General features: G+C 74.4%; 10 protein-coding genes and 1 tRNA gene. 1 reads left to right on the top strand and 10 read right to left on the bottom strand.

The window, feature by feature from the left end:
* Positions 1-40: 40 nt before the first annotated feature.
* The 3 genes from BJP59_RS00200 to BJP59_RS00190 form a co-directional block, all read right to left on the bottom strand.
* The gene (locus tag BJP59_RS00200) at positions 41-1,111 is read right to left on the bottom strand and encodes a hypothetical protein (protein ID WP_043653002.1); all 1,071 of its coding nucleotides are present in this window, start codon (positions 1,109-1,111) and stop codon (positions 41-43) included.
* 65 nt (positions 1,112-1,176) lie between these two features.
* The gene (gene dcd / locus BJP59_RS00195) at positions 1,177-1,752 is read right to left on the bottom strand and encodes a dCTP deaminase (protein ID WP_034652708.1); all 576 of its coding nucleotides are present in this window, start codon (positions 1,750-1,752) and stop codon (positions 1,177-1,179) included.
* Between the two features lie 176 nt (positions 1,753-1,928).
* The gene (locus tag BJP59_RS00190) at positions 1,929-2,483 is read right to left on the bottom strand and encodes a TM2 domain-containing protein (protein ID WP_194521842.1); all 555 of its coding nucleotides are present in this window, start codon (positions 2,481-2,483) and stop codon (positions 1,929-1,931) included.
* Positions 2,484-2,637: 154 nt separating this feature from the next.
* On the opposite strand from BJP59_RS00190, the gene BJP59_RS00185 reads away from it, so the two are divergent.
* Positions 2,638-2,708: transfer RNA gene (locus BJP59_RS00185), tRNA-Gly, on the top strand.
* 317 nt (positions 2,709-3,025) lie between these two features.
* On the opposite strand, the gene BJP59_RS00180 is transcribed toward BJP59_RS00185, so the two are convergent.
* The 7 genes from BJP59_RS00180 to BJP59_RS00150 all read right to left on the bottom strand — a co-directional run bounded on the left by BJP59_RS00180 (position 3,026) and on the right by BJP59_RS00150 (position 15,570).
* Positions 3,026-4,306 carry an AGE family epimerase/isomerase gene (locus BJP59_RS00180; protein ID WP_194521841.1) on the bottom strand — a complete coding sequence of 427 codons (1,281 nt, stop codon included), beginning with the start codon at positions 4,304-4,306 and terminating at the stop codon, positions 3,026-3,028.
* A gap of 148 nt (positions 4,307-4,454) precedes the next feature.
* Positions 4,455-9,890 carry a GH92 family glycosyl hydrolase gene (locus BJP59_RS00175; protein ID WP_194521840.1) on the bottom strand — a complete coding sequence of 1,812 codons (5,436 nt, stop codon included), beginning with the start codon at positions 9,888-9,890 and terminating at the stop codon, positions 4,455-4,457.
* Positions 9,891-10,175: 285 nt separating this feature from the next.
* Complete coding sequence (locus BJP59_RS00170; protein WP_211932236.1) at positions 10,176-11,303, bottom strand: LacI family DNA-binding transcriptional regulator; 1,128 nt, start codon at positions 11,301-11,303, stop codon at positions 10,176-10,178.
* 1 nt (position 11,304) lies between these two features.
* The gene (locus BJP59_RS00165) at positions 11,305-12,519 is read right to left on the bottom strand and encodes a sugar ABC transporter permease (protein ID WP_061267177.1); all 1,215 of its coding nucleotides are present in this window, start codon (positions 12,517-12,519) and stop codon (positions 11,305-11,307) included.
* Positions 12,516-13,328, bottom strand: coding sequence for an ATP-binding cassette domain-containing protein (locus tag BJP59_RS00160; RefSeq protein ID WP_194521839.1), 813 nt, complete (start codon positions 13,326-13,328; stop codon positions 12,516-12,518). The genes BJP59_RS00165 and BJP59_RS00160 overlap by 4 nt, the downstream gene beginning before the upstream one ends.
* Positions 13,325-14,455 carry a substrate-binding domain-containing protein gene (locus tag BJP59_RS00155; protein ID WP_194521838.1) on the bottom strand — a complete coding sequence of 377 codons (1,131 nt, stop codon included), beginning with the start codon at positions 14,453-14,455 and terminating at the stop codon, positions 13,325-13,327. The genes BJP59_RS00160 and BJP59_RS00155 overlap by 4 nt, the downstream gene beginning before the upstream one ends.
* Positions 14,452-15,570 carry an ROK family transcriptional regulator gene (locus BJP59_RS00150; RefSeq protein WP_081599862.1) on the bottom strand — a complete coding sequence of 373 codons (1,119 nt, stop codon included), beginning with the start codon at positions 15,568-15,570 and terminating at the stop codon, positions 14,452-14,454. Before BJP59_RS00150 ends, BJP59_RS00155 begins: the two co-directional genes overlap by 4 nt.
* Positions 15,571-15,846: the final 276 nt, after the last annotated feature.

The following is a 15,846-nucleotide window of genomic DNA, read 5'->3' as shown; positions in this document are numbered from 1 at the left end:
CGCCCGTAGCCCCGTCCGTGACCGATTCCTCAGTCGGCCGTCACAGATCCTCGGGGTCCACGAGGAACTCCGCCTCGTCCGCGATCTCCCCGCCGACCGCCTGGTGCAGCGTCCGCGTGACCTGCGTGACCACCTCCGCGGCGCGCTTGCGCGCGATCTGGTGGTCGAGCGACGGCTGCTCCCGCTGGGACTCCGCGAGGTCCTGCGGCTCCCAGCGCACGCGGTAGCTCACCGCGCCGCCCACCGTCCACGGCAGCCCGCGCAGCAGGAGGGGCAGCGCCTCCTCGCCGCCGACCTCGACCGCGACGAGCCCGTCCATGCCCAGGTCGACGAGGAGGCCGTATCCGTCGAGCACCGCACCGGCGGTCAGCGCCTTGATGTCGACGTCGTCCGCCGCGGCGTGCAGCGCGCGCCGCAGCTCGGGGTCCATCTTCTCGCCCGGGTAGAGCGGCAGCTCCGCGATGCCCTTCGGCGGCCCCTCGTACGGCTTGCCCTCCGTCGCGAGCCGCGTGCGGGGGTGGAGCCGGCCGACGAGCGCGAGCGCGGCGTGCGGGTCGAGCCACACGTCCGAGTACAGCGTCATGTCGACCGCGACGCCCGGGTCCGGCGTGAGGACGACGCCCGCCCCCGCCGGGTTGCCGACGTCGGTCCGGACCGACCCGCCGAGGCGGCGCGCCGCCGCGACGAGGAACGCGACCACGCGCTCCTCCTCCCGGACCGGCAGGCCGCCGGGGAACGCGCGCCCGACGCCGTCCCGGTCCCCGCCGCCCGGGTAAGGGACGTCCCCGCGCTCGCGGGGGCAGACGACGTCGAACACGAGCGCGGTGCCCGGCACGCCCGAACCGGGGCCCGCGTACGGGCCGGTGAGCGTCGTGTGGCGCGACGTGCGCAGGACCCCCGGCTCGCCCGGCCGCGCGGTGCGCGCGGGCGGCACGAGGGGCTCGGTGCCCTCCGGCGCGACGTCCCAGCGCGCGCCCGCGAACCGCGAGAGCGCGAGCGTCTCGACCTCGTCCACGTGGACGTCGGCGGGCAGCCCCAGCACGTGCCGCGCCTGGTAGGACTGCGCGGCGCCGGGCCCGGCGGGGTGCGGCAGCGGCGGGAGCGGGCTCATGCGGTGCGGTCCTCCGGTCCTCGGGTCCTGCGGGGTCGAGCGGCGTCCGACGCGGCGGGCCGCGCTCAGACGTCGGTGCGGTGGAAGTTCTGCCACGAGCGGGAGGCCGTCGGGCCGCGCTGGCCCTGGTAGCGGGAGCCGTAGACGCTGGAGCCGTACGGGTTGTCGGCGGGCGAGGACAGCCGGAAGAAGCACAGCTGGCCGATCTTCATGCCCGGCCACAGGGTGATCGGCAGCGTCGCCACGTTGCTCAGCTCGAGCGTCACGTGCCCGGAGAAGCCCGGGTCGATGAACCCCGCCGTGGAGTGCGTGAGGAGGCCCAGGCGGCCCAGGCTCGACTTGCCCTCCAGGCGCGCCGCCACGTCGTCGGGCAGCGTGACCGTCTCGAACGTGGACCCGAGCACGAACTCCCCGGGGTGGAGCACGAACGGCTCGGCCGGGTCGACCTCGACGAGCCGCGTGAGGTCGGGCTGGTCCTGCGACGGGTCGATGAAGGGGTACTTGTGGTTGTCGAACAGCCGGAAGAACCGGTCGAGGCGCACGTCGATGCTCGACGGCTGGAGCATCGCCGGGTCGTACGGCTCGAGCTGGACGCGGCCGGCGTCGAGCTCGGCCCGGATGTCGCGGTCGGAGAGCAGCACGGGCCCACGCTAGCCGACGCCGGAGCGTGCCCGGACCGGGCTCCGCACCGTGGATCGGCGCCCTGGATCGGCGCCCCCGACCGGCGCCCTGGGTCAGCGCGGGCCGAGCGCCGTCGGGCGCGGGGCCGCGCCGGCTCGTCGTCGAGGCGGCGCGGCCCCCGCCCGCGGACGGGAGGTCAGGCGCGCAGCGGGCGGCCCGTCGAGTCCACGGAGTAGTAGCCCGTCTTCGAGGTCAGGTAGAGGATGCCCTCGACCAGGCCCCAGATCGCGATGACCGGCGCCGCGAACCCGAAGGACAGCACCGACACGAGCAGCATCGTCAGGCCGATGCCGGTGTACCCGAGGTAGAAGCGGTGGATGCCGAGGCTGCCGACGAGGATGCCCAGCAGGCCCGCCGCGAGACGCGACTTCGCCTGGGGGTCGTACGCCGGGTCGTAGCCGGGCTGACCGTAGGCGCCGGGCTGCGCGTAGCCCGGCTGCTGGCCGTATCCCTGCTGGGCGTAGCCCGGCTGCGGGGCGGAGCCGTAGCCCTGGTCGGGCGTCGGCTGTCCGTAGCCCGGAGCACCCGGCGTCCCGTACGCCTGCTGGCCGTACGCGTCACCGGCCCCGGGCTGCTGGCCGTAGCCCGGCGTCGGGCCCGACGGCGTGGCGGAGCCGCCGTAGACCGGGTCACCCGGGCCGGGGGTCCCCTGCGACGGGTCGGGCTGCTGCTGGTACGGGTTCTCGGACAAGGCGGCTCCTCGGGCGGCGCGCCGCTCGTCGGCGCGGGACTGGTCGTGGTGCGGGCGGTTCTGGCATCACCGGCGTCGTCCGCTATGATCGGGTCGCGCGCTGGTTCGCCGAGGATCCTCCCAGAGGGCCCGGGGCGGACGCCACCGGCGCCGCGCGGGTGTAGTTCAATGGTAGAACTTCAGCTTCCCAAGCTGATAGCGCGGGTTCGATTCCCGTCACCCGCTCAGCCTGCGAGAGCCCCGCACCGGTCCGGTGCGGGGCTCTCGTCGTCGTGGGCCACAGGCCCGACGCGCTTCGTCACGGCCACGCCGCCAGCAGATCGTCTGCCGTCCACACCCGGGACAGGCGCAGATCGCCCTCGGGGGCGACGTCACGCGCGGCGAAGGGCGTGCGGGCGTGCCACGGGACGCTCCCGACGAACACGGAACCCCCATCAAGAGACAACTCTTGATGGGGGTGTCGTCGCCGAGCCCGAGGTCGCGCGCCACGGCGACGGTGACGTGGCGCGCGACCCCGGCCTCGGCGGTCCGAGGCCCGGGCGTCAGCCCAGGATGCTGCCCGCGGCCTTGGCCGAGGCGGCGAGGGAGCCGGTGAGCGGCAGGTCGGGCAGGATCACGGCCTGGGCCGCGTGGTAGACGTCGGGCTTGCCGACCCACGTGACGCCGTCGGGCCGGTTGGCGGTGTCGAGCTCGTGGTGCCACGACCCTCGCTCGTGGTCGACGAGGTGCTCGTCGATCCACTCCCACCAACCCGCGGCGGCCTCGGCGAACCGGGGGTCGCCCGTGACGCGGCCCAGCACGTCGGCGGCCGCGACGGCCTCCGCGGCGACCCAGTGGTAGCGCCGGGGCTCGACCGGCGCGCCCGACCAGTCGACCGTGTACACGAAGCCGCCGCCGTGCTCGCCGTCCCAGCCGTCCGCGACGGCCCGGTCGAAGAGGGCGACCGCGGCGTCGGTGCGCGCGCCGGGCGTCCCGGCCGCGACGTCGACCTGGAGCAGCAGGCGCGCCCACTCCAGGCCGTGGCCCGGCGTCGACCCGTAGGGCTTAAAGGGGTCGCGGGGGCGGTCCGCGTTGTAGTCCGGCAGGGGGTTCCAGCCGGCGTCGAAGTGCTCGGGGATGCGCCAGTCGTTCTCGCGCGCCCACCCCACCACGCGGTCCGCGACCGACGCCGCGCGCGCGAGCCACTCGGGGTCGCCCGTCGCGTCGTGCGCGGCGAGGAGCGCCTCGACGGAGTGCATGTTCGCGTTGACGCCGCGGTACTCGTCGAGCACGGTCCAGTCGCGCGACCACTCGTCGGCGTGCATCCGCGGCCCGGGCTCCCAGAACCGCTCGTCGAGCACGGCGAGCGCCGCGTCGAGCAGCTCGCGCGCGCCCTCGCGGCCCGCGATCGTGCCCGACGCCGCGGCGAGCACCACGAACGCGTGCGCGTAGGCGCTCTTCGTCCCGTCCACCGGGACGGCCTCGCCCGCCGCCGGGTCGTGGCCGTCGCCCGGGCGCCGCGCGGGGCCGCGCGACGAGACCCAGCCACCGTTCTCGGCGTCGACGAGCACCGCCCGCAGCCCGTGGAGCGCGGCGTCGGCCCGCTCCCCCGCGCCCGGCACGCCGAGGAGCGACGCGAACGCGTACACGTGCGCCATGCGCGACGTGATCCACGTGTGCACCGGCTGCGACAGGTCGGGGCGCCCGTCGTCGTCGAGCCACTGCGCGGCGCCGTCCGCGCGCAGCGACGCCTCGCCGAAGCGCAGCAGGTCGGCGAGCTGCTCGCGACGCCAGCGCCGCAGGTCGGTCGCTGGCGTGGGCTGCTCGGTCGGGTGCTCGGTCATCTCTCGGTCCTTCTCGTGCTGGGTGCGGGGCGCCGCCGGGCGCGGTGCCCGTACGGCGCGGTGCCCCGGGACGATCATCCCGGGGCACCGCCGGTGGTGCATGCCTGCCTCACCCCGGTCGGACGCGGGGCGGGGCGGGCTCAGGGGTTCAGCCGCAGGTCACGGCGGCGTAGTCGGCCTGGATCGACGCCGTCACCTCCTCGTCGCCGGTGCCGCGCGCCGCCTCGACGGTGACGGTGCCGGCCTCGACCGCCGTGGCCCGCGTCGCGAACGACTGGTAGGCGTTGGCGCCCGGCGCGACGGCCGCGACCTCCTTGGTGCCGAACGGCGTGACGAGCCGGATCGCGAGCGGCACGTCCTCGCCGTTCTCGGCGCGGACCGCGACGTACGCCTTGCCGGCGAGGCAGCGGGTGCTCACCGTGACGTCGACGGCGAGCGCCGGCTCCGCCTCGGTCACGGTCACGGGGACCTCGACCACCTGGCTGGTCCAGCCGTCGTCGACCACGACGTACGCCGTGTACGTCCCGGCCGCCGTGTAGGCGTGCGAGCCGGAGACCGACCCGTCGGTCACCGTGCCGACCGCGACGTCGGAGCCGTCGCCCCACGTGACCGCCGCCCGGAGGTCGGCGCCCTCGCGTCCGCCCGCCACCTGCGCGAGCGCCACGTCCGTGGTCTGCCCGACGGCGAGCGTCACGCCCTCCGCGGCCGTGACCTCGAGCGCGGGGTGCTCGGCGAACGTGCCGTCGTGCGCGACCGCGACCACGTGGATGCGGCCGTCGCGCGAGAGCTCGCCCGGCTGGTCCGGGAGCGTGAGGCTCACGGGCCGCTTGCCCTCGGGGAGGGTGATCGGCGCCGTCGCGAAGAACGCGGCGGGGGTGCCGGTCTGCGGGCTGCCGCCACGCAGGCGGTTGTCCGTCACGGCGACGGGGATGTTGCCGAACACCGGGTTGCGCGCCGCGCCCGACCAGTCGCCGAAGCTCAGGTCGATGGGCTGCGACGAGCCGTCGTCGAAGGTCAGCGTGCCGGTGGCCTGCTGGTTCTTCTCCGTGCCCGTGCCGATCACCGAGAGCTGCTCCGCGTCCGCGGGGACGTCGAGCTCGACGGTCTGCCCGTCGCCCGTGGCGTTGTCCGGCTGCCCGGCGGGGACCGCCGGGACGTCGAACGCGAGGTCCGTGCCCGGCACCGTCGCGCGCTCGCCCTGGACGAAGCCCTTCGCCGCGAGCTGCGCCCGGTCGAAGAACACGCCCTGGCCGTCGCACGAGCCGACCGTCGTCCCGGCGTCGCCGATGCAGACGTTGTCGTACGCGGCGAGCAGCGAGCCCTCGCGCAGGAGCGAGACGCTGACGTACGAGGAGGCCGAGACGGTCTCGATCCCCTCGCCCGAGACCGTGACGGTCACGGGGTAGACGCCGGGTGCGGTCCACGTGTGCGCGGCGTCCACCGCGTACCCGCCGAACGCGCCCGCCCGCAGCGTCCCGGCGACCGGCTCGGAGCCGTCGCCGAACGCGACCTGCACGTCGAGCGCCGCGACGTCGCCCTCGACCCCGGTGAGGGTCGCGAACGAGCCCCAGACCTCGCGGCCCGTGACGCCGTCACGGTCCGGCGCGGCCGAGAGGGTGAGCTCCTCGGCCCCCGACTCCTTCGGGTCGGCGAGGAGCTCGACCTCGGCGAGCGACAGCGCGCCGGAGCCCGACGTCGCGGTCACCGTGACCCGGTACCGCGCGAACGCCGTCGGCTCCGCGACCGTGAACGGCCGCGTCTGCAGGGCCCAGCGGAACTGCTCGCCGGACCGCTCGTCGAGCGTCGTCCACGTCTCGCCGTCGTCGGAACCCTCGAGGGTCCACGCGGACGGCGACGCCGTCCCGCTCGCCCCGGAGGTCAGCGTGTACGACCCGACGGTCGGGCGGATGCCGTTGCCCGCCCACGTGATCGACGGCGTCGTGGTGGCGAACGTCGTGCGCGTGCCGGACGTGTTGTCCGTGAGCGCCGCGGCGCTCGTGGTCGCGTCGCCGTCGGCGACGGTCGTCGTGCCGAGACCCGCGGTCGTCGCGTCCTGCACCGGCGTCGGGGGCTCGTCGCCCTCGGTGAGCGACGGCGGCGCGTCGTCCTCGCCCGTGCCCCAGTCCGACGGCTCCGGACCCATGACGAAGTCCAGCGTCGCGCCGCCCGAGAGGTCGGCCTGCGAGAGCGACGTCGAGGTGCGGGCCTCGCCGTCCACCGCGAGGGACTGCACGTAGACGTTGTCGACCGAGTTGTTCTCGGCGTTGACGACGAGGTCGCCGTCCGGCAGGTGCACGGTCGCCTTGTCGAACAGCGGCGAGCCGACCGCGTACTGGTCCGAGCCGACCTGGAGCGGGTAGAAGCCGAGCGAGGCGAAGATCCACCACGACGACATCTCGCCGTTGTCCTCGTCGCCCGGGTAGCCCTGGCCGATCTCGCTGCCCACGAACAGGCGGCGGGTGACCTCGCGGACCTTCTCCTGCGCCTTCGACGGCGCGCCCGCGGCGTCGTAGAGCCACGGGATGTGGTGCGACACCTGGTTACTCATGCCCCACTGGCCCATGCGGACGTCGCGCGCCTCGCGCTGCTCGTGGATGCCGCCGTTGCCGGCGCCCTTCTCCGGCGTGGAGAAGAACTCGTCGAGCTTGTCCTCGAGGCCCTGCTTGCCGCCGTAGAGGTTGGCGAGGCCCTGGCCGTCCTGCGGGGCGTGGAACGCGAAGTTCCAGCCGTTCGTCTCGGTGTACCCGCCGCCCCAGGCCTCCGGGTCGTACGTCTCGGGGTCGACGGCCCACGTGCCGTCCTCGTGCCGCGGCACGAAGAAGTCGACCTCGGGGTCGAACAGCTCGACGTAGTGCGTGGCCCGCTCGAGGAAGTACGCGGACTCCTCGCGCAGCGTCTCGCGGCGCTCGTCCGGCGTGGCCGGGTCCTCCGCGAGGGCGGCGGCCATGTTGCCGATGCCGAAGTCGTTGACCAGGCCCTCGAGGCCCCACGACACGGACTCGTGCGTGGACTCCGGCGTGAACCCGAGGAACGGGGAGGTCTGCAGGCCCTTGCGGCCCACGGCGTTGCTCGGCGGCGCGACGGTCGCGTTGCGCAGCGCGGCGTCGTACGCCTCCAGCGCCGTGCCCGTCGGGAGCGAGCCCTTGAGGTACGCGTCGGCGAACGCGACGTCGGAGCTCGTGCCCGTCATGAGGTCGGCGTAGCCCGGCGAGGACCAGCGCGCGATCCACCCGCCGTCGCGGTACTGCTGGACGAACCCGTCGACCAGCTCGGCCGCGAGCTCCGGGTAGAGGAGCGAGTACGCCGGCCAGGCCGTGCGGTACGTGTCCCAGAACCCGTTGTTCACGTAGATCTTGCCGTCGACGACCTTCGCGTTGGTCTGCGTGTCCGTCGCGGAGCCCGTGGTCGCGGAGACCGGGCTCGCGTACCTGTACACCGGCTCCTGCGCCGTGCCCGTGTTCTCGAACTGCGAGTTCGGGTACAGGTTGAGGCGGTAGAGGTTGGAGTACAGCGTGACGAGCTGGTCCTCGCTCGCGCCCTCGACCTCGATGACCCCCAGGCGGTCGTTCCACGCCTGCGCGGCAGCGGCCTTGACCTCGGTGAAGGTCTTGCCGGTCACCTCCAGGTCGAGGTTCTTGCGCGCCTGGTCGAGGCTGATGAACGACGTCGCGACGCGCAGCTCGACCGTCTTGTCGGACGACGTGTCGAACGTCGCGAAGCGCGCGTCCGCACGGTTGCCCGCCGCCGTCCCGACCGCCGTCGGACTACGGTCGAAGGTGCCGGCGACGAACATGCGCGTGCGGCCCACGGACAGGCCCGAGCCGTTCTCGACCCAGCCGGAGATCGTGCCGGTGGCCTGGTCGTATGCGAGCTTGGAGGAGCCGTCCACCTTGTCCACGAGCACGTGGCCCTTGGCGCCGGGGTAGCTGAAGCGGAGCACCGCGCCGTGGTCGGTGGGCGTCGCCTCGATCGCGGACCCGTTGGTGAACGTGACCCCGTAGTAGTCCGGCCGCGCCGTCTCGTCGGCGTGGTCGAACTCGAGGCCGCGCGTCGAGAGCGTGGCGTCGGGCGTCCCCGACGCCGTCGACGGGAGGAACGTCAGCTGGTTGCGGTCGCCCATCCACGGGCTCGGCTCGTGCGAGATCCCGAAGCCCTGGAGGACGGGCTTGTTGTTGGCGTTGTTGGCCTTGTGGTACTCGTACAGCCAGCTCTGCGAGGAGGCGTTCGTGTACGGCGTCCAGAAGTTGAACCCGTTCGGCGTCGCCGTCGCGGGGATGTTGTTCCCGCGCGAGAAGCTGCCCGACGCGAGCGTGCCGCGGCGCGTGTCCACGTAGTTGGCGAGGCTCGACCCGTCGATCGTGGCCGGCTCCGCCGTGATCTCGACGTCGTCGAGCCAGCCCGCGAACTTCGTCCCGGCGTGACCGCCCGGGTTGTCGTACCCGAGCAGCACCTGGTCCACGGTCTTGCCCGCGGCGACGTCGCCGAGGTCGACCCGCACGGAGTTCCACTGGTCGGCGTAGAGGATCTTGCCCTCGCCCTGCGCCTGCGCGGTCGCGACCGTCTCGTGCGCGTCGCGCGCGCCGAGGTCGGACAGGTAGGTCCCGTCGGTGAACAGGACGTCCACCGCCGCGTACGTCGACGGGTACTGCAGGTCGTCGAGCAGCTCGGGGAAGATCGTGTAGCTCAGTCGCGTGTCCTCGCCCACGGCGACGTCCACGTCGTCGTAGAGCACGTTCGTCGCGTAGGTCTCGCCGTCGGCGAGGTGCGAGCCGTCGTACCGGAGCGAGTGCAGGCCGGAGAACCCGACGCCCGCCTTGTTGGTGAAGCTGACGCGCGGCCCGGTGCCGACCTTCGTCGTCATGGGGGCCGCGGACGGGCCGGCGCTCAGGTCGGCCGAGAGGTCCCACCCGGCGAGCTGGACGATGGAGTCGCCCGAGTTCGCCGTGACGTTGAGGCGCAGGTAGGTGTACGCCGCGGTGGGCGCCTCGAGCTCGAACGTGCGCGTCTGCTGGCGGTTCGGGAAGTCCTCGTCGGTCCGCCGGTCGAGCGCGGTCCACGTGGACCCGTCGTTCGACCCCTCGACCGTCCAGGTCTTCGGGTCGCGACCGGCGGCGTCGTCGCCGGAGGTCATCGTGTACGCGACGAACGAGACGGGCTCGGCGAACTCGTACCGGACCCAGCCGGTCGACGCGAACGCGAGCCACTTGGTGCCCGAGCTGCCGTCGGCGAGGTTCGCCGCGCCCTCGTTGGGCAGGTTCTGCGCGCTCGCGGTGACGCCCTTCAGCTGCCCGAGGACGCTCCCGGGCAGGCCGGCCGTGAACGAGCCGACGTTCGCCTGCCAGGGCGCGCCGTCGCGCTCGGCCACCGTGGTGGGCAGCGCCGCCGGGTCACCGGACTCGAACGACGACGAGAAGTCGCCAGGCTCCGCGGCCGCGGCGGGGGCGGCGGCGAGGGCTCCCGCGGGGGCCGCGAGAGGCACTCCGAGCGGGACGGCGAGAGCGGCGGCGAGCACGAGGCCGAGAGGCCGGGCGCGGCCGCTGCCGGACCGCGCGACCGCGCGTCCGGACGGGAGTGGTCTGGTCATGCCGCGATCTCCTTCGATCGTCTGACAGCGCTGTCAGGCTGCAGGGGTGCCCCTGACAACGCGCAGGGGGGAAGCGTTGTCAGGGGCGACCTGAACCTATGCGTCGGTTCCAGGCTTTGTCAACGCGGTCAGAGCTCTGCCGACAGGGCGCGGACGAGAGGACCCCCTGGCGCAAAAGTCACGCTCAGTGTGACTTTCGCGCCGCCCGCTCGACCGCGGAGGAGGTCGTACGCCGTCAGCACGACCGCGCTCGCACCGACACGCGCACGGGCACCGCGGCCACGCCTAGGCCGCGGGGCCGGGGACCTCCCCCGTGCCGCGGACGACGAGACGCGTCGGCACCACGACGAGCCGCGGGGCGAGCTCCGGGTTCTCGGCGCGTGACACCGCGAGCGCCGCCGCCTGCCGTCCCATCTCGACGACGTCGTACCCCACGACCGTCACGTGCAGCAGGTCCGCGAGCTCGAAGTCGTCGAAGCCGACGAGCGCGACGTCCGCCGCCCCGCCCGACGACTCGCGGTCGCGCAGGGCGTGGAGCGCGCCGACCGTGATCTTGTTGTTCGCCGTGACGAACGCCGTCGGGGGCTCGGGCAGGGCGAGGAGGTCCGCGACGAACACGCGCGCGAGGTCGGCGTCGTGCGCGCCGTCCCGCACGTACCGGCCCGGGTCCTCGACGCCCGCGGCCCGCAGCGTCGCGACGAACTCGTCGCGACGCTCCTGGAACGTCCACAGGCGCGACACGTCGCCCACGAGCGCGATCCGGCGGTGCCCGTGCGCGAGGAGGTGCGTCACGGCGTCGCGCACTCCCCCGCGGTTGTCGATGACGACCGTGTCCGCCTCGACGCCGCGCGCGGGGCGGTCGATGAACACGACCGGCAGGCCGTCCTCGAGCTCGCGGCGCAGGCCCGAGTGGTCCGTCGACGTCGGGGTGACGACGAGCGCGCCGACGCGGCGCTCGACGAGCGCCTCGGTGAGCGACCGCTCGCGCTCCGGCTCCTCGTCCGAGCTCGTGGTGATGAGCTGGAGGCCGTGGTGACGGAGCTCGCGCTCGATGCCGCTGGCCAGCGCGGAGTAGAACGGGTTCGCGAGGTCGCCGGTGACGAAGCCGACGAGCCGCGACGAGCCGCCGCGCGCGAGGTCCGCGGCCACGGCGTTGCGCCGGAAGCCGAGCCGCTGCGCGGCCTCCTGGACCTTGGCGCGCGTCTGCGGCGCGACGTTCGGCTCGTCGTTGAGGACGCGCGACGCCGTCTTGAGGCTCACGCCGGCGACCTCCGCGACGGAGGCGAGCGTCGGGCGCCGGCCTCCGCGTCCGCCGTGCGGACGCGCCACGGCCGCCTCCGTCGGGGTGTCGGGCACCACGACCCCGACCTCGCCCGGCGGGACCGTCCCCGCGCTCTCCCCCTGCATCACCATCTCAGACCTCCCGTCGACCACGAATCAGCATGTCGACGACGATAGCGAGCAGCAGGACCGCTCCGGTCACGATGTACCGCGTGGCCGTGTCGAGGTTGAGCAGCGTGAGCCCGTTCGCGATGGACTGGAGCACGAGCACGCCGAGCAGCGCCGACCACGCGCTCCCGCGCCCGCCGAACAGGCTCGTGCCGCCGATGACCGCGGCCGCGATCGCCGTCAGGTAGGTGTCCGCCGCGCCGGTCCCCTGGTTCGCCGCCGCGAGCCGCCCCGCGGCGAGGACGCCGCCGAGCGCGGCGAACGTCGAGCACGCGACGAAGCACGAGACGACCGTGCGGCGCACCGCGACGCCCGCCAGGAGCGCGGAGCGTCGGTTGCCCCCGACGGCGCGCACGGAGCGTCCCCACCGCGTGCGGCGCAGCAGCACGTCGACCACGACCACGAGCGCCACGAAGAGCACCACCGTGTAGCCGATCCCGCGCGCCGTCCCGAGGTACGCGACCGTCGCGACGAGCACCGCCGCGAGGACCGCCGTCCGGACCGCGACGCGGGCCAGGCCCGGGCTCGGCAGCTCCGCCCGGACGCGGCGCACGTGGTCGGTCACCCGCAGCGCGGCGTACCCCGCGACGACCACGACCACGAGCCCCCACGCGACCGCGGGGGCGAGGAAGCCCTGCTGGACCGTGCGCACGAGCCACGACTCGAACGGCAGGTTGATCGATCCCTTGGGTCCGAGGACGCGCAGCTGCACGCCCGCGAGGATCAGGAGGCCCGCGAGCGTGAAGACGAACGACGCGAGCCCGAGGCGCGTGGACAGCAGCCCGTACCCGAGCCCGACGACGACCCCGACGGACAGCGCCGCGACGATCGCGATCCCGACCGGCCAGCCCAGCCCGACCGTCCCGACGGCGAGCACCGCCGCGGCGAGCCCGCTCACCGAGCCGACCGACAGGTCGATCTGGCCGACGAGCAGCACGAGCACGACGCCGAGCGCGATGATCCCCGTGGGGGCGCTCTGGAGGGTGAGGTTGACGAGGTTCTCCGCGGAGAGGAACGCCGGGTTGATCGCGCCGAGCACGACCCAGATGAGCACGAGCGCGGCGACGATCGGCAGCATGCCGAGGTGCGCGCCGCGCAGCTGCTGCACGACGGACCCGGACAGCGCGCCCGTCAGGGGCCGGTCGAGCGCCGCGCCCGAGGTGCGGCCGGGGACGCTCATCGGTGCACCGCCCCGGTGCCGCCCGTGCGCCGCTCGCGCTCGGCCCCGCCCGCGCTCCCGCTCGGTCCGCCCGGGCGCGCCGGGCGCACGGCACCGGTCATCGCGGCGAGCAGGTCCTCGTAGGACGTGTCGCCCGGGAACTCGCCGTGCACGCGGCCTAGCCGCAGCACGAGGATGCGGTCGGCGACGGCCTGGAGGTCGCCCGCCTGGTGGCTGATGAGGACGACGGCGTGCCCGCGCTCGCGCAGCTTCTCGATGAGGTTGAGGACCTCGGCCGTCTGCCGGACGCCGAGCGCCGCCGTCGGCTCGTCGAGGACGAGCACGCGCGGCGACCCCAGGAGGGCGCGCGCGACCGCCACGACCTGCCGCTGGCCGCCCGAGAGCGTGCGCACCGGCTGCCGCACGGAGGGGACGGTCGCGGCGAGCTGGTCGAGCAGGCCCCACGCCTCGCGCTCCATCGCGATCTCGTCGAGGAACGGCCCGTGGAGGACCTCCTGCCCGAGGAACACGTTCTCGACGACGTCGAGGTCGTCGACGAGCGCGAGCTGCTGGAACACCGCCGCGATCCCGTGCTGGCGCGCGGCCGCCGGCGAGTCGAGCACGACGGGCGCGCCGTCGAGCAGCACCTCGCCCGCGTCGGGGCGGAACGCGCCCGCGACGACGCCCGCGAGCGTCGACTTGCCGGCGCCGTTGTCGCCCACGACGGCGAGGACCTCGTGCTCGCGCACCTCGACGTCGACGTCGACGAGCGCCCGGACGCCGCCGAAGCTCTTGGAGACCCCGCGCAGGGTCAGGACGGGGGCGCTCACGGTGCCGCCTCCAGGAGACCCGCGTCGACGCACGCGTCGACGTAGGACGGGGTGCAGATCTCGTCGACCGTGTAGACGCCGCCGTCGACGAGGACGCGCCGGACGTCGTCGACGCCGACCGCGCGCGGCGCGAGCAGGAGGCTCGGGACGCCGTCGATCACCACGGTCGCGCGCGGGTCCTCGCCGCGCAGCACCCGCACGGCGAGCTCGGCGGCCGTGCGCGCCTGCTCCGTCGTGGCTTTGTAGACGGTCATGTACTGGTCGCCCGAGACGACGCGCTGGACGGCCGCGAGCTCGCCGTCCTGGCCCGTCGTGGGCGGCACCGGGTCGAGGCCGGCGGCCTTCATCGCGGCGATGGCGCCGCCTGCGATGCCGTCGCTCGCCGCGAAGACGCCGTCGACGCGACCCGGGTACTGCGTGAGCTGCCCCTCGACCCACTCGGTCGCCTTGTCGGGGCTCCAGTCGGGCGTGTCGTACTCGGCGAGCACGTCGATGTCCTCTCCCTCGAGCGCGCGGTGTGCGCCGGCGGCGAGCTCCGCGGCGTTCGGGTCGGTCGGCGAGCCCTGGACGAGCAGGACGCCCGGCCGCCGGCCCTGCGCCGGCGGGTCCTGCTCCGCACGGTCGAGGACCGCGCCGACGAGCGCCTCCCCCATGAGGTACCCGATGAGCTCGTTGTCGAACGAGACGTAGTAGTCCGCGCCGTCGACGAAGCGATCGTAGGCGATGACGGGCACGCCGAGGCGCTGGGCCTCGGCGACGACGCTCACCGCGGCGACCGCGTCGACCGCGTCGAGCACGAGGACGTCCGCACCGCGGGCGAGCATCGACTCGGCCTGCTGCTGCTGGTTCGCGGCGTCCTGGGCGGCGTTCGCGTACAGCACCTCGCACGACGGGCAGCGCCGCTCGACCACCCCGACGAAGGTCGGGCGGTCGGTCGTCTCGTAGCGCGCGGTCTTGGCCTCGGGCAGCAGGAGCCCGATGGTCCCCTCCGACGGTCCGGCGGGCTCCTCCGGCGGCGCGCAGCCCGCGAGCGCGAGCAGCGCGACGACGACGGCCGCGACAGCCGTCGTCACCGCGCCCCGCGCACGACGGCGGGCGCTCCCCCGGCGAGCCCCGTCCCTGGTCATGCGCTCACCCCCAGGGAGCCGCTCACGCGCGCGAGGTCGAGCGCGACGGCGAGCGCACCGCGCACCTCGGCGGCCGACCCCAGCTCGGACGCGACGACCTCGACCGGGCCGGCCGTGCTCGGGACCGTGCGCTGCTCGAGCGCGGTGCGGAGCGGGCCGAGCAGGGCCTCGCCCGCCTCGGCGAGCTGCCCGCCGACGACGACGATCTCCGGGTCGACGAGGTTGCACAGGTTCGCGGCCGCGACGCCGAGGTGCTGCCCGGCGTCGAACAGGACGCGGCGGCAGCCCGGGTCCCCCTCCTGGGCCCGCGCGATGACGTCGCGCAGCGTGAGGTGGCCGCGGCTCTCGGAGAGCATGGACAGCAGCACGCCCGCGCCGACGTACATCTCGAGGCAGCCGCGGTTGCCGCACCGGCACACCGGGCCGTTCTCGTCGATCGTCACGTGCCCGATCTCGCCCGCGACGCCCGCGCGGCCGTGCACGACGCGCCCGCCCAGGACGAGACCGCCGCCCACGCCGTGGGACACGCGCAGGTAGGCGACGGCGTCGTGCCCGACGGCCGCCCCGAACCGGGTCTCGGCGAGGGCGCCGAGGTTGGCGTCGTTGTCCACCGTCACGGGCGCGCCGAGCTCGGCCTCGAGCAGCTCGGGGACGACGACGCCGTCCCAGCCGCGCATCATGCCGACGGTCGCGATGCGCCCGGCGCGCACGTCCACGGGGGCGGGCACCCCGACCCCGACCGCGAGCAGCTCCTCGGGAGACGCGTCGACCGACGCGACCATCTCCCCCACGAGGAGCGCAGCGCGCTGGAGGCCGGTGTCGGCGCGGTGGTCCGGGGCGAGCGGCATGCGCTGGTCGGCGAGCACGCGCATGGACGCGTCCGCGAGCGCGACGCGCATCGAGCGCGTGCCGAAGTGCACCCCCGCGACGAGCCCGAGGTTGCGCGCGAGGGTCACCTGGAGCGCGCGCCGCCCGCTGCGCGTGGAGGGCGAGGTGTGCAGGACGCCCGCGCCGGTGAGCTCCTTGACGATGTTGGAGACGGTGGCCGGGGACAGCCCGGTGACGCCGGCCAGCTCGATCTGCGTGAGGGAGCCACGCTGCTGGACGGCGCTCACGATCCGGGCTCGGTTGGCCTCACGCAGTGAAGTCTGCGAGCCCGGTGTCACCCGGTCAGCGCGCACGTCGGTCAGGATACCGCCGGGACGCGCGCGCCCAGGTGGGGCGCGTCGTGCTGCCGGTGGGGGCGCAGGGCTCGACAGGAATTGGACAGCGCTGTCAGAATGATATCGGCCGCGCGGCGCTCGGCCTTGAATCCATGCCTTGACGCGAACATCACGATTCGGCGTCGCTTGTGTTCATTTCTTGACATCAAGCGTCGGCCGCCGTTGTAT

This window comes from Cellulosimicrobium sp. JZ28 (assembly GCF_015327065.1).
Taxonomy (GTDB): domain Bacteria; phylum Actinomycetota; class Actinomycetes; order Actinomycetales; family Cellulomonadaceae; genus Cellulosimicrobium; species Cellulosimicrobium funkei.
The sequence above is the reverse complement of the archived record's forward strand: the minus strand, read 5'-3'. Positions and strand labels throughout refer to the sequence as shown.